The 22,060-nt window shown below is 43.1% G+C and carries 21 protein-coding genes and 1 tRNA gene; 15 read left to right on the plus strand and 7 right to left on the minus strand.

The features are described from left to right. Positions 1-67: 67 nt before the first annotated feature. On the minus strand, positions 68-643 hold the full coding sequence (locus AACS00_RS04825) for a UPF0149 family protein (RefSeq protein WP_110166667.1): 576 nt from the start codon (positions 641-643) through the stop codon (positions 68-70). Positions 644-861: 218 nt separating this feature from the next. On the opposite strand from AACS00_RS04825, the gene AACS00_RS04830 reads away from it, so the two are divergent. Further along, positions 862-949: transfer RNA gene (locus tag AACS00_RS04830), tRNA-Ser, on the plus strand. 216 nt (positions 950-1,165) lie between these two features. On the opposite strand, the gene AACS00_RS04835 is transcribed toward AACS00_RS04830, so the two are convergent. Then, positions 1,166-2,311, minus strand: coding sequence for a DUF418 domain-containing protein (locus AACS00_RS04835; RefSeq protein WP_072669657.1), 1,146 nt, complete (start codon positions 2,309-2,311; stop codon positions 1,166-1,168). 358 nt (positions 2,312-2,669) lie between these two features. Here AACS00_RS04835 and AACS00_RS04840 point away from each other — a divergent pair, with 358 nt between their 5' ends. From AACS00_RS04840 to AACS00_RS04850, 3 genes are all read left to right on the plus strand, one after another. Further along, complete coding sequence (locus tag AACS00_RS04840; RefSeq protein ID WP_110166668.1) at positions 2,670-2,873, plus strand: alternative ribosome-rescue factor A; 204 nt, start codon at positions 2,670-2,672, stop codon at positions 2,871-2,873. A gap of 277 nt (positions 2,874-3,150) precedes the next feature. Next, positions 3,151-4,356, plus strand: a complete 1,206-nt coding sequence (gene zigA / locus AACS00_RS04845) for a zinc metallochaperone GTPase ZigA (protein ID WP_072669656.1) — start codon at positions 3,151-3,153, stop codon at positions 4,354-4,356. After that, entirely contained in the window at positions 4,353-5,021 is a 669-nt protein-coding gene (locus AACS00_RS04850) for a DUF1826 domain-containing protein (RefSeq protein ID WP_072669655.1), read from the plus strand. Before zigA ends, AACS00_RS04850 begins: the two co-directional genes overlap by 4 nt. An 84-nt stretch (positions 5,022-5,105) precedes the next feature. Here the strand turns inward: AACS00_RS04850 and AACS00_RS04855 are convergent, their stop codons facing one another. The 3 genes from AACS00_RS04855 to AACS00_RS04865 form a co-directional block, all read right to left on the minus strand. Then, positions 5,106-6,761 (minus strand): S1 family peptidase, encoded by a 1,656-nt coding sequence (locus tag AACS00_RS04855; protein ID WP_181397463.1) that lies wholly within the window; start codon positions 6,759-6,761, stop codon positions 5,106-5,108. 355 nt (positions 6,762-7,116) lie between these two features. After that, a complete protein-coding gene (locus AACS00_RS04860; protein ID WP_110166670.1) occupies positions 7,117-9,021 on the minus strand; it encodes a M48 family metallopeptidase in 1,905 nt (634 codons plus the stop codon). Then, entirely contained in the window at positions 9,021-9,611 is a 591-nt protein-coding gene (locus AACS00_RS04865) for a LemA family protein (protein ID WP_110166671.1), read from the minus strand. Before AACS00_RS04865 ends, AACS00_RS04860 begins: the two co-directional genes overlap by 1 nt. A gap of 390 nt (positions 9,612-10,001) precedes the next feature. Here AACS00_RS04865 and sufB point away from each other — a divergent pair, with 390 nt between their 5' ends. From sufB to AACS00_RS04900, 7 genes are all read left to right on the plus strand, one after another. Continuing rightward, entirely contained in the window at positions 10,002-11,438 is a 1,437-nt protein-coding gene (sufB, locus tag AACS00_RS04870; RefSeq protein WP_072669651.1) for a Fe-S cluster assembly protein SufB, read from the plus strand. Between the two features lie 7 nt (positions 11,439-11,445). Then, entirely contained in the window at positions 11,446-12,207 is a 762-nt protein-coding gene (gene sufC, locus AACS00_RS04875) for a Fe-S cluster assembly ATPase SufC (protein ID WP_072669650.1), read from the plus strand. After that, a complete protein-coding gene (gene sufD / locus AACS00_RS04880; protein WP_110166672.1) occupies positions 12,207-13,466 on the plus strand; it encodes a Fe-S cluster assembly protein SufD in 1,260 nt (419 codons plus the stop codon). The genes sufC and sufD overlap by 1 nt, the downstream gene beginning before the upstream one ends. Then, positions 13,466-14,695 (plus strand): aminotransferase class V-fold PLP-dependent enzyme, encoded by a 1,230-nt coding sequence (locus tag AACS00_RS04885; protein WP_110166673.1) that lies wholly within the window; start codon positions 13,466-13,468, stop codon positions 14,693-14,695. Before sufD ends, AACS00_RS04885 begins: the two co-directional genes overlap by 1 nt. A gap of 10 nt (positions 14,696-14,705) precedes the next feature. Beyond that, positions 14,706-15,071 (plus strand): HesB/IscA family protein, encoded by a 366-nt coding sequence (locus AACS00_RS04890; protein WP_072669648.1) that lies wholly within the window; start codon positions 14,706-14,708, stop codon positions 15,069-15,071. A gap of 45 nt (positions 15,072-15,116) precedes the next feature. Beyond that, the gene (gene sufT, locus AACS00_RS04895) at positions 15,117-15,650 is read left to right on the plus strand and encodes a putative Fe-S cluster assembly protein SufT (RefSeq protein WP_110166674.1); all 534 of its coding nucleotides are present in this window, start codon (positions 15,117-15,119) and stop codon (positions 15,648-15,650) included. Between the two features lie 86 nt (positions 15,651-15,736). Continuing rightward, the gene (locus AACS00_RS04900; RefSeq protein ID WP_110166675.1) at positions 15,737-16,147 is read left to right on the plus strand and encodes a SufE family protein; all 411 of its coding nucleotides are present in this window, start codon (positions 15,737-15,739) and stop codon (positions 16,145-16,147) included. A gap of 76 nt (positions 16,148-16,223) precedes the next feature. On the opposite strand, the gene AACS00_RS04905 is transcribed toward AACS00_RS04900, so the two are convergent. Next, a complete protein-coding gene (locus AACS00_RS04905) occupies positions 16,224-16,907 on the minus strand; it encodes a VC0807 family protein (protein ID WP_072669645.1) in 684 nt (227 codons plus the stop codon). Between the two features lie 230 nt (positions 16,908-17,137). Here AACS00_RS04905 and AACS00_RS04910 point away from each other — a divergent pair, with 230 nt between their 5' ends. The 4 genes from AACS00_RS04910 to AACS00_RS04925 all read left to right on the plus strand — a co-directional run bounded on the left by AACS00_RS04910 (position 17,138) and on the right by AACS00_RS04925 (position 21,104). Next, positions 17,138-17,509: a GntR family transcriptional regulator gene (locus AACS00_RS04910; protein ID WP_072669644.1), complete on the plus strand. Its 372-nt coding sequence runs from the start codon at positions 17,138-17,140 to the stop codon at positions 17,507-17,509. After that, complete coding sequence (locus AACS00_RS04915) at positions 17,506-18,363, plus strand: ABC transporter ATP-binding protein (RefSeq protein WP_110166676.1); 858 nt, start codon at positions 17,506-17,508, stop codon at positions 18,361-18,363. The genes AACS00_RS04910 and AACS00_RS04915 overlap by 4 nt, the downstream gene beginning before the upstream one ends. Next, positions 18,363-19,220 (plus strand): hypothetical protein, encoded by an 858-nt coding sequence (locus tag AACS00_RS04920; protein ID WP_110166677.1) that lies wholly within the window; start codon positions 18,363-18,365, stop codon positions 19,218-19,220. The genes AACS00_RS04915 and AACS00_RS04920 overlap by 1 nt, the downstream gene beginning before the upstream one ends. Before the next feature lie 240 nt (positions 19,221-19,460). Next, positions 19,461-21,104: a BCCT family transporter gene (locus tag AACS00_RS04925; RefSeq protein ID WP_072669641.1), complete on the plus strand. Its 1,644-nt coding sequence runs from the start codon at positions 19,461-19,463 to the stop codon at positions 21,102-21,104. Between the two features lie 102 nt (positions 21,105-21,206). Here AACS00_RS04925 and AACS00_RS04930 read toward each other — a convergent pair whose 3' ends face one another. After that, positions 21,207-22,055 carry a universal stress protein gene (locus tag AACS00_RS04930; protein ID WP_110166678.1) on the minus strand — a complete coding sequence of 283 codons (849 nt, stop codon included), beginning with the start codon at positions 22,053-22,055 and terminating at the stop codon, positions 21,207-21,209. Between the last annotated feature and the right edge of the window lie 5 nt (positions 22,056-22,060).

Here is a 22,060-nt window from a genome sequence, read left to right on the forward strand (position 1 = left end):
AAACCGTCAGTTGCGACTGGCGGTTTTTTTGAGTTAATGCTTTAGATGGTCGTGATTGCTGGCGTGGTTATTGAGAGTCGGACTCTGCTAAATCGACGGCGCGCTGAGTTAAACCACATAGCATCACAGGAATCGCGTTATAGATTTCAGTAAACTGATCTAAATCGTTCATGCCTTGTTCAGCTAAGGTGGCCAAAGACGTTTCTGGATCGTACAACATGCTCAACGATAACAATACACCACCCATCAGAGTATTCTCTTGGCTATTTTCTGGCATCAACACTTCCCAATCATCACGTGTTAATTGCCAGCCCTGTAAAACTCCTTCACAGAAATCACGAGTATTCTGTGTGACGATATCTTCTTCATCCAGTTCACATCCCTCAGGCCAAGTCCAACTGCTGTCTAAAAGAGCAGGGCGATATTCATTCCATAAACGGATAATCAACCCAAAATAGCTTTCCATCTGCTTTGCATCACTAAAAGGGGCCGTATCATCACCACCCCACAAAAATGGCAACCATTCTGAAGGAGGAAGAACATTCGGCGCGAGGGCCATGGCAGTAATAAAGCCTTGGGTTTTCGCTTCATTAAGAAGTTTATCTTCTAAATCTGCAGCGCTTAGAATATCGTTTAAGGTCAAAGTAAAGCCTCATAGTCAACAGCAAAAAGTGAAGTTATCTTAACTCTAAACGTACGATCAATGCGAGCTTCAAGGAGACTGATGAGGGGTTTTTGAACAAATGAGGCAATAATTAGCCAAACAAGTCAAGATATGAGTTTTTTTCAGATTTCTGCTTGACCCTATTAATGAATATCATTAAATTAGCGCCTCGTTAGCACAACATGCTAGCATATTACGGTGAGTTGTCCGAGTGGCTGAAGGAGCACGCCTGGAAAGTGTGTGTACGGCAACGTACCGAGAGTTCGAATCTCTCACTCACCGCCACATTCATGTTAAAAGACGTCCAAAGGCGTCTTTTTTCTTATCTAAAGATTCTCAAATCAATGAGTGACGATTTCGTAGCGTTCCATAAATTGTCGTAAAAGCGCTTGTCTAGAGTAACACCTAGATTTTTCGAAAATTGAGCTTTGTTCAGGTATTACTTGACGGGTCAATATGGCGAATAATTTCGCCATATTCAAGTTTAAAGACGTACAAAGGTTATCTAAACCGTCGATAGGCTAAATATCGCCAGCCTCTTTCCAAAGGGCCTTGCCCGTAGCGCTGCTGCCAGAAATCAGCAAACCATATTTGAAAAACGGTTAACACAATGACTAAGGCCATCAGCTCTGGCCTACCGAGTTGGCCCCATAACTGTGGAGCGAGCCATACAAAGATCAGATAAACCATGACGCTTTGTAATATATAAAGCGTAAAGGCCATTCTGCCGACTTGCTTTAATAAGCGAACCAACACATGGTGATGGTTGGCGAATAACATCAGTAATGAGCAGTAACCAATCGCTGAGAGCAAGCCCGTCAACATCATCAAAAGTATCGTTGAGAAGCCAACGTCCAAGCTCAGCCCGAATGTTATCCGTAGCTGCTGTACACCCCATCCTAAAATTAATCCGAGTAGTAAGCAGCCAAGTCCCCAAGGTAGCCAGCGACTTTGTTGAAAGAAGCCGTTTTTGTACAGCAAAATACCGATCAGCATTAAGCCAGTGTTATACCAAAGCACGGTTAATGGGATAAATAATAAGAATTGAGTAAAGTTAATTGCTTGGGCAAGTAGGCGATCTGGATAGCTTGTCCATGTTTGTTGGAGTGTTGTGAGGGCAGTTCCACTCAAGGGTAACTCTGCGGTGAAAATCGGGATGTCGTGATATAGTAGTAGGGCAACGAACCCCAGCATTAACATTTGGCCTAAGCCTATTAGAAGCAATGCGAGAATAAACTGCTTTTTGTTGCTAAGAGCAAGTAAACGAATGAGTAAAAAACCACAGCATGCGTATAGAGTTAAAATATCGCCCTCAAAAAGTAAAAAACCATGCAAAAGGCCAAATAATAATAACCAACGTAGCCGTGACGACAACCTGGCCTGTACAGGAAGGTTTTTTGCTAGCGCACTTTGATACTGAATATACAATCCCACACCAAACAGCAGGCTGAAGATCGACATAAAGCGGCTCTCGAACAACAGGCTTTGTAGGTGATAAAAAGGCACTTCCCATGTTGATAAACCTTCACGCCAAAAAGGGCTATAATAGGCCTCAATAGGGGTTGCCATTGCCATGATGTTCATAAACAGTATACCGAGAACGGCAACCCCTCGGATAAAATCTAGGCTTTCAATGCGTTCAGCCATTGTATTTTCCTTATTATCGACGCTTGCCAAGCGCTGGCTATAAAGTTCAGAGTTGTACTATAAGTGATGAAATGCCGTTCACCAAAGCAGAATTACCCTGTCTCAGACTGTCTATCGTTATTATGCTAATTTTTGATATACTCATGACGTTTGAGGTCGTAGTCATGTTGGTTATATTTTTTGCTACTGTTGGTAGATTCTTGAAAGTGCTGGCGGTGAACGCTTCGGCCCTGCCAGTTTAGGTTTTGGTTAATTAATAGATTTTATAATTGTGTCATTTAAGTGAGGTTTACTGTGAAGAAAAAGGTGAAGAAAAGACAACTAGCTTTCGCCGCTCAATACAGAGTATACGCAGGAAATAGCGTTAGAGCATGGCCGAGGGGTGATCAAAGATAATGCGCTGAAAGCCGTAGTCACCAGTTCGCTATTTCGTACTCGAGTAGTTAAGGCGCAAAAAGGCAAAGGTAGTTTTAAACGACAAGCAAAACATAAGGGTCAAGAACCCTGTACAAAAGGGAATAGGTTCTTTTTTGTACAGGGTTTTTCTTTTATCACTGCTTAACCTCCTGCCATAAACGCTATTCTTTTCTTGTAAACATTCTAACTTGAATGAACACTGACACTTTCTCGTCACATTAATAAACGATTTTTTATTTCCAACCAAAGATTGGCAACCAGATTGTTATGTTATAACATTTGGTTTTTCTTGGTGGTGGTATCAATCTAAACCGCACTAAGTCACCGTTTATCAAGTTCGAAAACGACATTGATCAGTTACCGTGCACTTATGTTCATTCTGGTTACTGATTCGAATTCATATTCAGTTTGGAGTCACTGCTATGAACCAGAAAAAACTTGCGGTCACGGTCCTGTCTGGTTTTCTTGGCGCAGGAAAAACCACCGTGCTCAGCCATATTTTGAATAATCGTCAGGGCAAGAAAGTTGCGGTGATCGTCAACGATATGAGTGAAATCAATATTGATTCAGTTACGCTAAAAAACGAAGTGTCACTGAGTCATCAAGAAGAAACGTTAGTAGAAATGAGCAATGGCTGCATTTGTTGCACCCTACGTGAAGATCTGTTGGTGACGGTCAATCAATTGGCGAAGGAAGGGCGTTTCGATAATCTGGTGATTGAATCAACAGGGATTTCTGAGCCACTGCCGGTTGCGGAGACGTTTACTTTTGCTGATGAGGATGGGTTTTCACTTTCCAATATTGCGATCTTAGACACTATGGTTACTGTGGTCGATGCGGTGAATTTTCTGCGTGATTACCACGCGGCTGAGTCATTGCAGGAGCGTGGAGAGCATCTCGGTGACGAAGATGAGCGTAGTGTAACGGATTTATTGATTGAACAAGTTGAGTTTGCTGATGTTATTTTGATCAGTAAGGTGGATCTTGTCTCTCAAACGGCTCTCGAACATTTGACCTCTATTTTAAAGGTGTTGAATACCCATGCTCGCATTATTCCTATCCAAAACGGACAAGTTGATATCGCCGAAGTATTAGATACTGGGCTATTTAACTTTGAACGTGCGCAACAGGCGCCAGGTTGGTTAAAAGAGCTAAGAGGTGAACATATCCCAGAAACAGAAGAGTATGGGATCAGTAGTTTTAGTTATCAGGCTCGTCGACCGTTTCATCCTGAAAAACTGTATCGTTTTTTACATAATACTAGTGATTTTGGCAAATTACTGCGGTCGAAAGGCCATTTTTGGTTAGCTTCTCGTCCGGATCTGGTTGGGCAGTGGAATCAAGCTGGAGGTATTGCAGATTATGGTTTTGCTGGTTTATTTTGGAAAGCTATTCCTCAAGACCAATGGCCAACAAATGAAGATGATTTAGCCGCGATTGAAGAACATTGGCTAGAGCCCTTTGGCGATAAGCGTCAGGAGTTAGTGTTTATTGGTCAGGGGCTAGATAAGACGGCAATGATTAAAGCGTTAGATGACTGTTTGTTAAGCGAAGAAGCCTTCTTGGCTGGTGAAGTACTTTGGCAGACTTTACCCGATCCATTTGTAGGATGGGAGGGAGAGATATGAGTCATGAAATAGTGCTAAAACAGGTTGCGGTTGAAAAGATGGCCATTGCACCGATTGGACCATTGCCGAGCATCTTAACGGATATTTATCAACCTGAGCATAACATTGCGATATGGCAACGTGGTTTATCTACCGAGTTGCAGCACAACATTGAATTGTTGATGCAGCAAGCAAAATCATTGGCTTTAGCGTTATCAGTGACCCCAGCGAATGCGGCTGAGCTGCTCCATGATAAACTTGTGGATTATGCTGGTGCTAAAGTATTGAGTGAAGATATTGCTCTTATCGTTGATATGTTTTGCTGTTTGTTTGATGCGCAAAAGGTCGGGGTGCGGCTAACGATACTTGATAAACCTATGTGTCCTAAATTTCACGTCGATCATGTTCCATGTCGGTTGGTGACCACTTATGCGGGTTCTGCCACGCAGTGGTTGAGTAACCAAGGGCTCGATAGAACGAAACTGGGGGCGGGCAGTTTGGGCCAACCTGATGATTGCTCCGGTTTATTCGCGAAAGAGAGTGTTATCCATCAAATGGCGACGGGTGATGTCGCATTGCTAAAAGGCAGTGGCTGGGAGGGAAACGAAAACAACGGCTTAGTGCACCGTTCACCAGCATATGTGCCGAACGAACGACGTTTATTATTGACCATCGATTTCATATAGATCAAAAGCAGCCCAAGCAATCCACGGACGGCTTGGGCTTTGATTTAGTTTTATATTATCAATATTCAATAGAATCAATCATGGCTATTGTTGCCGTGAACGACGCATCCACATTAGCGCAAATAACCCCAGTCCTGTGCCAAATCCAATACTACCACCGCCGCCACTATTTTTGGCTTGTTCTACTAAAATTTCATTGATCAGATCGCTTTTAAGCTTTTGGTGTTTGATATCATAAAGCTGAATGTGGCTATCTTGCTGCTGACTGAGATCAGAACGAGAATAAACAAAACGCACTTTATTATTTTCTTTGGTCAATTCAAGAGCTAGATAACCTAGTTTTGTGTATTCATCTGTGAGAAGGTTACGTATACGAATTTTCTGCTCATATTTATCGTTAATATAAATAGTCAAAGAATCTAATAGAGAATCTGACTGAATATTATAGGTAAAACTAAGCTCACCGCGAGGAACGTTTTCCAAGATAAGTTCAGATTGCTCGTCCTTTTCAAGATCTTGTGCACTTCTTAAAAACTTGCCCTCAACGGTCCACAGCTTGTCGCTACCATAGGCTTTATGTGTTGGTAAGAAGGCTAGGTAGTTTTTTACGTCTCGAGTTGCAGTTCTTAATGCATCATAATCTAGCCAAGCTGATACTTTACCTTCGGCAAAAGCATCGGATTTAAATTCAAGTGTCATGCGACCTTGGCCATACTCTTCTAATGTGTAGATGAGACTAATTTCGCATTGTTTACCTACAGCTAAATTACCTATGCAGGAATTGCTCAGAATAGTCAAGCTATGGTCTATTTCGCCATTATTCAATAGTGTTGGATTTTTAAGTTCGATAACTTCATTAGAGTTGTTCGTAAAGACAAAAGTACGACTACTTGTGCCTAATAGAACAATACCCAGATCTTTATGTTGTTGATAAGAAAGGCCCTTGATGTGATCGTCTATCCAATCTTGATAATGGCTAACGTTGGTAAATACGGCCGCTGTAGTACATCCCTTTTTAGTAAAACTGGTGATCCCCATTTGGCGTTTCACACCTAGGTTACTATCAAAAAATAGTGGGCCACCGCTGTCACCTTGACAGATAGTCTTCCCTTCCTGACCTGCACAAAGTACGCCATCACCTTTTAGGTTTTTATACGTGGCTATTTTTTTACATTCGTCCATAGATACGAAAGGTAAGGAGACTTCATGCAGAACCTTTGGCGCATCAAAACCATATGTTCCGTTGTGTTGACGATTACCAAAGCCAATAGCTTTCATTGGTGAGCCATCAGTCAACTGAGTAAAATCAGCATGATTCCCCCGTACTACGGCAGTACCATCAACAGTATTGGTGAGCTCTAAAATAGCAATATCATTTAACCCAGCATTTTCATTTTTATTGTAAGCTGGATGAATATAAATGTTTTTTATTCCAACGCGCGTAGATGAGGATAGGTTATCCATATGATACGCGTTAGTCAGAACTTCAAAATCAGCGGTATTTTTAATCACGCAATGGGCGGCAGTGAGTACATGCTGTTGTGAAAGAAGAGTACCGCCACAAAATGGGTCATTGTTACCAGTGCGAACCAATGAAACCATATACGGCCAATCATTAGGTTGTGCTTTTTCACCGCCAATAATACGTGTGGTGATATCAGAATCCGTTCCAGAAGCTATCAAAGGAGAAGATGACAGCAGTAATGTTCCTATTACCGCTGATAAAATGTTGTGCTTCATAGAGACCTCAATAAGTTCCCACACTTTCGTTGGGATCGGTACCATATTGTAAGTCGTGCAAATAGTAAACAAAATTTTATCTGGTATGACCATGGTGAATGTTTTGCATGCTTAAGATACCAATGCTTGATATTAAGAGTTCGGATGAAATTTGATGGTTCTTCAGTGGATAACAACAAGATGGCCTAATAACCCTCGATTATTGTTGAGGTCTCTTTGGGGGGCGTGACAAAGTTGTGTCCAATTACGGGTGAGCTATTATGTCGCTCTTGACTCAAAGTAAACGATTGGTTGATTGCGATAGAAAGTTTAATTAAGTGGTTATAAAACTTAACTCGTCACGCAATCAACGGAATTAATCAGACAATGATTGAGTGGAAGACAAATTATCCTTTGACGATAGGCTTAACGGCGGTTCAGGTATCTCTAAAAAGCAGGCAATGACGCGATACAATTCACCTTCAGCAACAGTGATTTTACCATTTGATTCAATGGCTAATCGGCAGGCTTTAACAAATTGTGTGCGATCTTTCGTCTTTAATTGCAACAACAGCTCAAGTGCGGTTCGACTTAAAGGCCAATTATTCTCCGCAGGTTCAAGGGGAATTACCGGCAAATTCAGATGATGTAACGCATCCTCAAAAGCGATTTGTGCGCCTTGTCGCTCATCATGGCAAACCCAAGCCAGTTCACGCAGTAACCAATAGACGCTAGTTTGTAACTGCTGCAGAGATTTGTTTTGACGCGTATGACCAAATGTAGCGAGTAATTGTTTCTCTAGAAGATTAATCACACACCATTCGGCGAGAGAATAGTGATGATCAGTCAGTGATAGTTCACGTAATACTTCACACAAACGGTGCCTTTGCCCTTCACTGAGTGATTTAAGCGCAGGAATGGCTAATTCCAATAAAGGTAAACGCAGGTGCGCTGGTATCGCATAATTTAACCAAGGTAGGACTTTAGCCTGAGCGACCATCGGAATATGCTGCTTGATAATATCACGCTGCGTTTCACTGCCATCAAAGATAAGCGCAAAGGCGACAAAGCGGGCGCTGTATGGCTCGCGCGCCATATCGAGTAATGGCAGAGGTAATTGGTTAATCAGGGCTTGGCCATTGGCGCAAAGTTCAGCGGATGTTGATGCCGGACTTGAAAATGGTTCGCTCGCCGTAGAATGTGGACTCGCGGCAAAGCCGCTAACGGATGAATGAGCAAAAGAGCGAGCTTGATTGTCATTAGCGCTTTGTATAGTCCCATCCCAATATGGCTCAATTCGCCGGATGCGCTCTTCCAGGGGCGGATGAGTAGCGAACAGTGCTGCAAGGCCAGCGCGACGGCTTTGGCCAAACATCATATGACTGACTTCACTGCTGGCCTTTGATTCTAAGGTTGAACCATGAGAAGAAGCGGCGATTTTTTTTAGTGCGCCAGCAATGCCTTGATCGTTGCGGGTAAATTGCACCGCGCTGGCGTCGGCAAGAAACTCTCGCTGACGTGAAATCGCGGCTTTGATGATGGAACCAAACAAGGTGCCAAGCCAACCTAGCACAATACAGATCAAACCTAGCACAAATAACGCAGCAACACCTTTGTCTGAATCTGACGAGCGGCGTCTCATCCGTCGCCGAGAGAGAGACAAACTATCAACGATAAGGTGACCAAAATAGGCCACGCAAGTAATACCAAAGAGTAAACCGATTAAGCGAGTGTTGAGGCGCATGTCACCATTGAGGATATGACTAAACTCATGGGCGATAACGCCTTGTAGTTCATCACGATTAAAATTATCCAGCGCACCTTGAGTAATGCCTATTACCGCATCATCAATATGCATTCCTGCTGCAAAGGCATTAATGCCTGGTTCATCGGCTAATAAATACACTTGTGGTACTGCAATACCAGCGGCGATGGCCATTTCTTCCACCACATTAAGCAGTTGGCGGTGTTTAGGGTGCGTCGTATCACTGGCCAGTAATTGACCGCCTAGGCTTTCCGCAATGCTAGCGCCCCCTTGCTTTTGTAGATCGTATAAACGCAACCAAGCACTTAAACTAATGACAAGACTCAGAGCAACAAAACAAATGGCGCTTAATCGTGCTGTGGCCTGCCAGTCAAAAGGGGCATTTGAGATACTAAGGTAAATGAATGTGCTGCCCATGCTGATTAGGGCTGTGATCGACAAAATCGCCAACGCAAATAACAGCACCAAGCGCCGAGTTTGTTGCCGAGCGGTATCTTGATGTTGAAAGAAATCCATTAAAAACTCACCTTAGGTGCTGCTTGGAGTACTTCACTGTCAGCAAATTCAAGCAAATTACCGTTTTGGAAACCAAACAGATTAGCAAATAATACCGGTGGGAAGGTTTGTTTATAGGTGTTGTAACTAGTGACGGAATCATTAAAAGCTTGGCGAGCAAAAGCGACTTTATTTTCTGTGCTGGTTAGCTCTTCTTGTAGTTGGATCATGGTTTGGCTGGCTTTAAGCTCAGGGTAAGCTTCAACCACGACATTCAAACGTCCCAGGGCATTTTTGAGCATTCCTTCTGCTTGACCGAGTAGCTGAATGGCGGTTTCACTTTCTGGCGCTTCACTTGCGGCTTTTAAACCAGAAATCGCTTGATTACGCGCCTGAATGACACGCTCAAATGTTTCTTGCTCATGCTGCATATAGCCTTTAGCGGTACTGACCAAATTAGGGATTAAGTCATAACGGCGTTTAAGCTGAACTTCAATTTGTGCAAAACTGTTTTTAAATCGATTACGCAAAGTAACCAGCTTGTTGTAAATAGCGATCGCGTACATCACGATCAGTAAGATAATAGCGATGAGAATAATAGATGTTATCATGATGGACTCGGTTAATAAGAAAGATTAAAGCTTGTTATATAACCAGTTGAGTTCGAAAAGCAAATCTATATGTTTACACTTTATTTCGTTACCAAGAACAGCAGATTTATGACTAAAAATAAAAATAGTTTATAAATCAAAGGGTTTGTTCTTTTTCTTCGTTTAAATCATTGATGAATGTTTTTTACTTTTGAGATGAAATTCCATAAAATTCATATAAAACAAATAGATAAAAAATTATTATCGTGATGAGGTAAGGATTAATACTTGAGTATTTTACTCGGGTATTGTATCTTTGCGTCATAAGATTATCGTCTGCGGTCGCTATTATAGGTACACTATAGGCCTACGACCCAGCAGCGAATAAAGACATCAGCGAGAACCGAAGTTATGACTGAACAAATTCATGAAGCATTATCCCGTAAATATGAGGCAGGCTTCGTCTCTGATATTGAGTCTGAAACTTTTGCTACAGGCTTGGATGAAAGTGTGATTCGTCGTATTTCTGCCATGAAAAACGAACCAGAATGGATGTTAGAATGGCGGCTAAAAGCTTACCACAATTGGCTGACGATGGAAGAGCCGGAGTGGGCTCATGTGCATTATCCCAAAATCGATTATCAGACTATATCCTACTATTCTGCGCCTAAGAGCATGAAAGATAAGCCTAAATCACTTGATGAGGTCGATCCTGAACTCTTGCGTGTTTATGAAAAATTAGGCATCCCTCTTTACGAACAGGAAATGTTGGCGGGTGTGGCGGTTGATGTTGTTTTTGATTCGGTATCTGTCGTAACAACTTTCCGAGAAAAGTTAAAAGAAGCTGGTGTGATCTTCTGTCCGATTTCCGAAGCGGTACAAGAGTACCCAGAGCTAGTCAAAAAATACTTAGGTACCGTAGTCCCTCGTTCAGACAACTATTTTGCTGCTTTAAACAGCGCTGTTTTCACTGACGGTTCATTTGTTTACATTCCAAAGGGTGTGCGTTGTCCAATGGAATTATCGACTTATTTTCGAATCAATGAGCAAAACACCGGTCAATTTGAACGCACCTTAATCATTGCTGATGAAGGTAGCTACGTCAGTTATCTTGAAGGTTGTACTGCACCGCAGCGTGACGAAAACCAACTGCATGCTGCGGTGGTTGAGCTGGTTGCGATGGATGACGCGCAAATTAAGTACTCGACCGTACAAAACTGGTATCCCGGTGATGAGGATGGTAAAGGTGGTATTTATAACTTCGTGACTAAGCGTGGTATATGTCAGACCAATGCGAAAATCTCGTGGACACAAGTGGAAACGGGCTCATCAGTAACTTGGAAATACCCAAGCTGTATTTTGAAAGGGGATAACAGTGTGGGTGAATTTTATTCTGTTGCCTTAACACGTAATCGCCAGCAAGCCGATACTGGAACCAAAATGATCCATTTAGGTAAAAATACTCGCTCAACCATTATCTCGAAAGGGATCAGTGCAGGAGAGAGTAACAATACCTATCGTGGTTTGGTGCATATGGGGCCAAAAGCAGATGGGGCGCGTAACTTTACCGAATGTGATTCGCTACTGATTGGTGATCGCTGCGGCGCGCACACTTTCCCATACATTGAGAGTCGTAACCCGACCGCTAAAGTTGAGCATGAAGCGACAACCTCAAAAGTAAGCGATGAACAGCTGTTTTTATGCCAACAACGAGGTCTAGATACTGAAAAAGCGGTATCAATGATAGTCAATGGTTTCTGTAAAGAAGTGTTTAAAGAATTGCCAATGGAGTTTGCCGTGGAAGCCGGTAAGCTGCTTGAAATTAGCCTAGAAGGCTCAGTAGGATAATAATTACATGTTAAATATTAAAAACTTACACGCTCGTGTGGAGCAAAAAGATATTTTGAAAGGCTTAAACCTTGATATTAAGCCTGGTGAAGTTCATGCCATCATGGGTCCTAATGGTGCGGGTAAAAGTACCTTAGGCTACGTTCTGTCTGGACGCGACGGTTACGAAGTGACGGGCGGTGAAGCCATGTTACATGGTCAAAGCTTACTGGATATGGACGTTGAAGAACGTGCTCGTCATGGTTTATTCCTTGCCTTTCAGTACCCAGTAGAAATTCCTGGTGTGAGCAATATGGAATTTATGAAAGAGTCAGTGAATGCTATGCGTGCCCATCGTGGCCAAGAGCCACTGACGGCTGCTGAGTTTTTGAAAAAAGCCAAAGAAGCCAGTAAGCAAGTTCAATTACCACTCGATTTCTTGAAGCGAGGCGTTAATGAAGGCTTCTCCGGTGGTGAGAAAAAACGTAATGAAATCATGCAAATGATTTTATTAGAGCCAAGCTTATGTATTTTAGATGAGTCGGATTCAGGGTTGGATGTTGATGCTTTGCAAGTGGTTGCTAACGGTGTAAATAGCCAGCGTAGCGCCGAGCGTAGTTTTGTGGTCATTACTCACTATCAGCGTTTACTGGACTATATTGAACCAGACTTTGTGCACATTCTTGCCAACGGCCAAATTGTCAAAAGCGGTGATGCCTCATTAGCCAGAGAAATTGAACAACAGGGTTACGCATTCCTTGGGTTAGAAGATCACGAGGAGGCGGAGTAATGAGTCAATGGCTTCAGCAAGTGATAGACCGTGGCTCAAAAACCAATGATTGGCTGAGCCCGGTTCGTCAACAAGCGCTTCATGCTTTGCGTCAAACCCGCTGGCCGACTCGACGCACTGAAGCTTGGCGTTATACATCACTCTCTTGTTTAGAGCAGTTGGAATTGTCGCTAGAATCAGGCAATGCGCCGTTCAACTTAGCACCTATTCCCGATTTGGAAACTATCGACTTAGTATTCGTTGACGGTCAGTTACAAACGGATGTAACCGAGCTGAATTTACCACAGGGTGTCAGTATCTACAGTGCTCAAAGCCTACCCGCTGACCAACAAGCAGCTGCGGTGAGCCGTTTTTCTCAGGTCAAACCATCACGCCATTTATTCGGTATGGTGAACGATGTATTGGCTGATAATGTATTGTTTATCGATGTTGATCCTGAGTGCCATTGCACGACTCCGCTCCGAATCGTTCATCACAATCATCATGGCTATGAAGCCCATTATCGTGTGCAAGTTAATCTTGGTCACCATGGCAAATTAACCTTGATTGAGCACGCTCAAGGCAGCGATGATAATTTACGCACCGCTTTCACCGAGTGTTTGCTTGATTGCCATGCTGAGCTAGAGCACTATCAATTCTTGATGAATAGCCCACAGGCTCTGTATTTTGGTGGCACGCATTTCTCGCTTAATGATTATGCTCAGCTAAACAGCACGGTTATCGGCTTTGGTAGCCAACTGTCACGTTTGGATGTAGATATCATTCATAATGGTGAGCATGCTCAAGCAAAAATGAATGCTGTTTATCTATTGGGCGAGTCGGAGCATTTTGATCTGCACAGTACCATTGAACACGCAAAACCTAATGGTACTAGTGAAGAAAATGTACGCGGTATTGTTGGTGATAAAGCAACGGCGGTGTTTAATGGCCGTATCCACATCCATCGTGATGCGCAAAAGACACTGGCCGAACTGAATAACCGCAACTTACTTTTGTCACGTCGTGGTCAGATCAATACTAAGCCAGAGCTAGAAATTTACGCTGACGATGTGAAATGTGCTCACGGTGCAACGGTGGCTGAAATTGAAGAAGAAGCGCTGTATTATTTGATGTCACGCGGAATTGGCCGTTCACAGGCATTAGTCATGCTTAACGTTGGCTTTATTCAAGAGTTGATTAACCAAATGCCAAATCAAGCTTTGGCAGAATGGTTAGCACCGATATTGAGTGCTCGTTTTAAAGAGATGGAGGTAAGATAATGATCGAAACCTCTTCGTTTGATGTGGCTGCGGTTAGAGCGCAATTTCCTATTTTAAATCAGATGGTTGAAGGAAAACCACTGGTTTACCTAGATAATGCAGCAACCACGCAAAAACCGATGGCGGTCATTGAAGCCATTACCGATTTTTATACTCAGTGTAATGCGAACGTCCATCGTGGCGTTCACCGTTTAGCGGATCAAGCAACGCAACGTTATGAACATGGTCGTGACGTAGTCGCTAACTTTATTCATGCATTTGATCGCAGCGAAGTGATTTGGACCAGCGGCACCACAGAGTCAATTAATATTGTTGCGCATGGCATGGCACAGCGTTTGCGACCGGGCGATCAAGTTTTGGTTACCGAAATGGAGCATCACGCTAATTTAGTCACTTGGCAACAAGCGTGTCTTAAAAGCGGTGCTCAGTTAATCGTTGCGCCTATCCAAGACAACGGTGAGCTAAATGTCGAGCAATTTGCATCATTGCTGAATTCATCAACCAAATTAGTGGCAATCCCTCACGTTTCTAATGCGCTTGGTACGGTTAATCCGATTCATGAATTAACCGCACAAGCCAAAGAAGTAGGCGCACTGGTCTTAATTGATGGCGCGCAAGGCATTGCTCATGGCGGGGTTAACGTCGCTGAGATTGGCTGCGATTTTTACGCGTTCTCTGGTCATAAGGTCTTTGGTCCAACAGGAGTGGGCGTACTTTGGGGCAAAGCTGAGGTATTGCAAGATTGGCCGGTGTGGCAAACGGGCGGTGAGATGATTGCTAAGGTGACTTATCAAGACGCTACGTGGGGAAGCCTTCCTAACCGATTAGAAGCAGGTACGCCCAATATCGCTGGTGTGATTGGCTTGGCCGCTGCCATTACTTGGTTTAGCCAATTTGACCCCGCAGCCGTGCAAGCACACGAGCGGGCCGTGATGGCGCGGGCATTACAACATGCCAGTGAGCTAGAGGGATTCCAATTAATTGGTAATGCGAGCGAGAAAATTGGCGTGTTGAGCTTTTTATTGCAAGGTTGCCACCCAGCCGATATCGGTTTTATTCTAGATAAACAAGGGATTGCAATTCGTACCGGCGATCATTGTGCGCAGCCATTAATGCGTCGTCTGGGCGTTCCTGGTACCGCGAGAGCGTCATTTTCTATCTATAACACGATAGAAGAGATTGATGCGTTATTTAGTGCACTTAAAAAAGCTCAGCAAATGTTAGTTTAAGGTAAATCATATGCAGGTAGAAACCTATACCCCTGAAGTGTCAAATCAAGCCGTGTTGACATTAACCGACAGCGCGATTCGTCATCTTGAAGCTAAATTAGCAAAACAGCCGGATCATGTGTTGCGTGTATCGATAAAAACTAGCGGCTGTAATGGCTATGCTTATGTATTAGAGCTTCAGCAGCAGACCCCTGAATCGGATCTCGCTCTTAAAATCACCGATACATTGACAGTTAAGATTGCTCAAGACGCTATCCCTATGCTACACGGTTCACAAATGGACTATGTGAAAGAAGGGCTTAACGGAGTGTTGAAGTTTAATAACCCGAACGTCGTCGGTGAGTGTGGCTGTGGGGAAAGCTTTAATGTCAGCTAAGCTCGCTTTTGTTTGCGTGGGATTTTTTTTGACTAAGGTTAGCCAATGACGCAGAGAATTGTTAACCTTGAACGCGATTGCATGGTTAGACGAGTACCAACTGGAGAGCAGCAGGTACTTAAGCAGGGCGAATTTGTCACCATTACGCAAGACCTAGGTGGTAATTACACCATTACTTGGCGTGGCAATATGTATCGTATTGATGGCACTGATGCTGATGCGATTGGACGCCAACCGCTCAAGCTTGAATTTGATGCGCCACTGGATGATAACATCGATAAAGCCCAAGTTTATCAAGCGTTAGAAACGGTTTACGATCCGGAAATTCCGGTCAATTTGTTGTCACTCGGCTTGGTCTATCAAGTTTCTATTGATCAAGCATCACATCTTGTAGACATCGATATGACATTAACGGCACCTGGTTGTGGCATGGGGCCTGTTTTAGTCGGTGATGTTGAGCACCGAGTGCACATGGTTCCCAATGTGGAGCGGGTTAACGTCAACTTAGTGTTCGATCCACCATGGTCACGTGAAATGATGAGCGAAGAAGCCCAGCTCGAAACCGGACTGTTTTTTTAATTCTCGGTTCTACGAGTGCCGTAGAACCGTTACGACACCTCAATCCAGTCGATGTCGTATCAATTCGTAAGGATATAGAGCCTAAAATGAACTTACCAAGTGACCAAGAAATCATCGAAGATTTAGCTTTTTTTGACGATTGGGAGCAACGCTACCAATACATCATCGATTTAGGCAAGGCATTAACCCCATTTGATGAGCAACAAAAGCGAGATGAAGATCTAGTACCTGGGTGTCAGAGTCAAGTATGGCTGCATACTAAAATTGAGCAGGGCCGTTTACAGCTTTTTGCTTATAGTGATGCGATCATCGTTAACGGTTTATTGGCGATTGTCTTAGCGGCTTATCACAATAAGACGGCTAGTGAGATTCTAGCATTTGATATCGATAGTTATTTCAAAACATTAGACTTAGAGCGCCATATTAGCCCAACACGGGGCAATGGATTAAGAGCCATTGTGGGTAAGATTCAACAATTAGCCCGCCAGCAACGCTAAGTTAGCCTCTGAGTTATAAATAATAAAACCCACGATAATCGTGGGTTTTATTATTTATGCTGTCACCTTAAGCGATTTAGCGCAGAAAATCTTCAATCTTATTCCCAGTAATGGTTGAAATACTTTTAAATAAGTAGAGCAGTGCACCCATCATAATGACGGTCACTGGCAAAGCGATGACTGGGAAGCTGAGGGCAGTCATTTTACCGATCTCTTCATTAAATGCTTCTGTTCCTGCAGGGCTGGTGACAATCCATTTAGCGAGCACGTAATTTAAGATGGTTGAAAGAAGAAACGAAAAGGCAATGATGTATGAACAGATATTTATTTTGCTCTCAAACTCTGCTTGATTATTCGATTTTTCTAACGCTTGATTAAGCTTTTCGTTATCAACGATATCGTCGTTAAGTAGCATCTTTTTCACAATCGGGTAGCCAGTAATATTACTCACTAGAATAGCGATGAAAATAATCCCCGGGATGGCCGCTTCTTTAATGGCAATATAGGCTGGGTCCAGCTGTAGTAAACCAATTCCACCTGTCAAAAGCACACTAATTAAGCCGAGTGCGGAATAGAAGTTGATTTTTCTTTCTTGAACAAAACTTACAATACCAAAAATTAATGGGAAGGCGAGAGCAACGATGAGCGCCCAAGTTGGTCCAAGCTTATCCTCGCCACTCATCTTGCTGAGGATGATTACCGGGATGATAATGTTCAGTAACAGGTTACTGATTAAGTTTTTGTTTTTATTTGATTTCATTGTAAATAATTCCTACTTGCAGAATGCAAAGTATACTAATGTCGTTTACTAACGCAAGCCTATGAATGGCCTCAAGTTGAGCTCAATTGTAAGCAGTCGTCTCATATTTTCCTTTTACGGTTTCGATTTATAGTCACGTTTATTTTTGTGTTTGAGTAAAAAGAGTTTGCCAACGGTTGCTTTTAGGTTTAGTGTTATATCTGTGTATATCACCATATCGGTATAGAAATATGACAGAGTGGCAAGATAATCAGCCTATTTTTCGTCAGTTAGCCGACAAGATCATTGAACAGATCTTACAAGGAATTTGGCTAGAGGATCAGGCACTACCATCGGTAAGAACGGTCGCGGCTGAACTTAAAATCAACCACTTAACGGTAATGAAAGGTTACCAGCTACTGGTCGATGAAGGACTGATTGAAAAACGTCGTGGACAAGGAATGTATGTCGTGAAAGGCGCGCTTGAGCAGCTAAAAAACCGCCAAAAACAGTATTTTTTACAGCAGCAGATCCCAGAGATAGCACATACACTTCGTGTGCTGGAGATGCCCTTAGATGATTTTATTAGCCAATTAAAACGGCATATTGAAGGTGAAGTATGAATCCATTAGTTGAAGCTAGGCAGGTTTCTAAACAATATTCCAAAAAAGCAGAAGCGCTGCATGAGGTGAGTTTCACCCTTCATGCTGGACAAGTGCTAGGTATTTTAGGCCATAACGGTGCGGGAAAGTCCACTCTAATCAACGCGTTACTAGGGGCTCACTATTATCAGGGTGATATCGCCATTAACGGACTTCATCCTATTACTGACCATGCTAAGGTGATGGAAATACTGGCCTATATTTCAGATGTCAATGTACTTCCAGACTGGATGACGGTTAAGCAGTTATTGCGTTACACCAGTGGTGTGCATCCTAGCTTTTCTTTAGTGAAAGCTCATTCAGTGTTGGCTGAAACCAATATTGATTTATCGAGTAAAATTCGCACGCTATCGAAAGGGATGAAAGTACAACTGCATTTGGCTGTCGTCATTGCAACCGATACCAAAGTACTGATTTTGGATGAACCGACATTAGGCCTTGACCTTATGTATCGAGAAACCTTTTATCGTCATTTGCTTGAATGGTTTCACGATGGTGAGCGAGCATTAATTATTGCTAGCCACGAAGTTGCGGAAATTGAGCATCTTCTGACCGATGTTGTGATGCTCAGACAAGGTAAAGTGGTCCTGCAAGACTCGATGGATAATCTAACCCAGAATTATTGTGTATTAGAGGCGAACTCTAGCTACGCAGACGAGATTGAAAAGCGGAATCCTTTACGCGCACAAGTTGGATTAGGCACCACTAAGTGGTTGCTTACAGCAGAACATCGAGAAGCAGTACAAGCTCTTGGAGCGGTACATAATATTAAGTTAGCAGATTTATTTCTTGCTCTACAAAAGGAGAAAGCATAATGCATGCGAGTCTATATATGCTTGAAAAAGAGCTGATTGAAAATAAAAGTGTGACTAGAATTCCTCTGTTTTTATTAGTCTGCGGGATAGTATTATTTATTAGCTTATTAATGAATGTTTCACTTGGGAATAATCTATTTTTTGATGTCGAATATTCTGATTCACTTGCTCACGTTGATTCCTCAGTTGTGGATAGCTTTAATCAATTCATCACAATGATTATTGGCTTTGTATCATTGATGCTAAGTGCTTTATATTTCCCGAAAACGTTTCGTAAAGAACGAAAAGAGGGGAGTTCGATGTTTTGGCGGAGCATGCCAGTCACCAATAATATGGTTCATATGGTGAAACTGGGTTTTGGGTTATTTTTAATCCCAGTTATCTGTTCTTTACTGATTGTATTTGCAGATATTTTTCTATGGATACTCAATATGGTAACTGATGAGCAATTTGGATTTTTATTTGCTCAGCGTTCTTGGTGGTATGCATTACAGCATGGCCTGAATTTCGTAGGTTTAATGTGGTTGGTGGGTCTATGTTTAATTCCCTTAGCTTGTTTTACTCTCCTGATGTCACAACTGTTTAATTCGCCATTATTGGTCATGTTTATTGGTGGTTTTAGCTTAAAATGGTTGTCTATCGCGATGTTTAATTCTTATCTGATCAGTAATTTTTTCAACGCTGTACTTCATTTTCCGCTACAATTAGTCACAGCCTCGACTATGTCGAATATTATTAATGAGGTTGGCATTGGCAATTTGCTTGTCTATCTTCTGCTTGGCATAGTCAGTTATTGGGCTAGTTATCGGCTTTATCGTACCAATGAAAGTTCATGGGCCGCACTATGGGCGAAATAAATACGATATATACCCAAACAACTTGGAGTTACAGGTAGGCGGCAAGTGAGTGAATCCCGATGAGCATAGACAAACTAGGAGATTGGGGTAACGAACGTAGTCAACACCCCTGCAGTTTCAAGTAGGAAGGGTATAAATAGACGGTGATGGTAAGGTTATCTCTTCTCATCACGTCTATTACCGCCGGTATTGAGATTTTTATTTGGGAGTTAAAAAGAAAAGCAATGAGAGGAGAGGAATGTGAGTAGTGATAACGGTGGGATCCCGCGCCCAAGTGGTAAGGTTAACCCAATCGATACTGACTACACCGTAGGTCAAGATAATGTGGTGTTATCGGTTGGGCCTTTTGGTTTAGACATTCATAACCGAGTGTTTGCTGTATCTGGATTAGCAATCATTATTTTTGTCTTTACGACACTGATTTTCCGTGAACAAGTAGAACCTATCTTTTTACATATGCGTGGTTGGCTGACTTCGCATTTAGATTGGTTCTTCATGTTATCGGCGAATATTTTCGTTTTAGTGTGTTTAGGTTTGGTGGTGTCTCCACTCGGTCGAGTGCGTATTGGTGGCACTGACGCAGTGCCTGACTATTCTTACGCAGGTTGGCTAGCCATGCTATTTGCTGCAGGAATGGGGATTGGTTTGGTGTTCTTTGGTGTATCAGAGCCAATGTCGCATTTCAGTAGTTCCTTATCGGGCACAGCCATAGAAGATGGCCTACGTACCGATTGGGCGCCACTGGGCGGCGCAATGGGAGATACCGAAGCGGCTCGTCGATTAGGTATGGCAGCAACGATTTACCACTGGGCGCTGCACCCATGGGCAATCTATGCATTGCTCGCGCTTGGGTTAGCTATTTTCTCCTTTAATAAAGGATTACCGCTAACGATGCGTTCAATTTTTTATCCGCTCTTTGGTGAGCGGGTATGGGGTTGGACTGGTCACGTGATCGATATTTTGGCAGTGGTGGCAACCGTATTCGGTTTAGCAACATCGCTCGGTTATGGTGCTTCTCAAGCTGCGACTGGGCTTAACTTTTTATTTGATGTTCCATTCACCGATACCACACAAGTGGTTTTGATTATTGTCATCACCGCGCTGGCATTGATCTCAGTCGTTGCAGGATTAGATAGTGGCGTTAAACGCTTATCAGAAATCAATATGGGCTTAGCTGCCTTATTGCTGCTGTTTATCGTCGTTGTTGGTCCGACGTTAGCGATTTTAACGGGATTTTTCGATAACCTTTTAGCCTATGTGACTTATCTACCTGAATTAGCCATGCCATTTGGCCGTGAAGATGTGAATTATTCACAAGGTTGGACGGCGTTTTACTGGGCTTGGTGGATTTCTTGGTCACCATTTGTCGGTATGTTTATTGCGCGAGTATCACGCGGTCGTACGGTGCGTGAGTTTATTATTTGTGTGTTGTTGATCCCGTCAACGGTCTGTGCTTTCTGGATGACTGCTTTCGGTGGCACGGCGATTAGTCAATACGCTAATGATGGTTATCAAGCAGTGATGGGGGCGGAACTACCCGTCAAGTTATTTGCGATGCTTGATGTCATGCCATTGGCAAGCATTACTTCGGTCGTCGGTATCATTTTGGTGGTAGTTTTCTTTATCACGTCTTCAGATTCAGGGTCATTGGTGATTGATACGATTGCCGCTGGAGGAAAAGTAAATGCACCAACACCACAGCGTATCTTCTGGTGTACCTTTGAAGGGTTAGTCGCTATTGCATTAATGCTAGGTGGCGGGTTAGCGGCAGCGCAGGCGATGGCAGTCACAACCGGTTTCCCGTTTACTATTGTCTTACTGGTCGCGACGGTGTCACTGATTAAGGGATTAATGAGCGAACCCAGAAAAGCTAAAGTCAAATAAAGCGCCAATAACGGTATATACCGAAAGTCGGAAGGATACCGTTGTTTATCGATAAAAAAAGCCCTAACAAAGAGTTAGGGCTTTTTGTTGTACGACTGAAAGTTAACGAATCAAAAGTAGCGGAACGTTGGATTCAACGATGATCTTGGTGGTATTGCTGCCTACAAAAAACTGCCGCAGTTTTGAGTGACCATAAGCGCCCATCACTATCATTCCCAACTGATGATGTTGTTGGTAATCAAGAATCGCGCGGTGCACGTCGCCGGTTAAGCTGGCTTCTACCACATTGACGCCATGAGTACGCAACTTTTCCGCTGCGCTAGCAAATGCGGTCGCTTTTTCATCTGAGTCTTCGACCATCACTAAGTGACAAGTTAGCCCTTTGAGTAGCGGTGTATTGATTGCTTTCTCAACCAGCTTTTGGCTCACTTCACTGCCATCAAACGCTAACAAATAATTTTGCGGCGCTGCAAAGTCCCCGGTCGCGACTAAAATATGGCTTTTAATGGTGCGGACCACACTTTCCAACTGAGAACCCACGGCTTTGGTATTACTTTGGTTGAGCTCACCAGATTTGCCGATCACGAGGACACGGATATCTTTCTCCATATCGAGCAGGGTTTCCAGCAAGTCACCGTGTTTTTGCAGTTTGTGTAGGTCCGTAAAACCAGATTCAAGGGCTTTGGCTTCTAACTCATTGAGTAAGGCCTTACCGTGCCTTAAGGCTACTTTGGCGCGTTTTTCATCGAGCTCGACCAGCTCTTGCAGTAAGTGCTCACGACTGCCAAGGCCAATATTGCCGGATAATTCAATGGCAATTTCTCGATCGGACTTATCGAGCACATGCAGCAGAGTTAGCGGTGCGGACAACGTTTTCGCGGTCCAAACACTCAGATCCGCTACCGACTGTGAATAGCTCGCTCCATCGATACAGGCAATAATATTTGTCATGCTTT

The organism is Vibrio sp. 11986-1-5 (genome assembly GCF_963878025.1).
Taxonomy (GTDB): domain Bacteria; phylum Pseudomonadota; class Gammaproteobacteria; order Enterobacterales; family Vibrionaceae; genus Vibrio; species Vibrio injensis.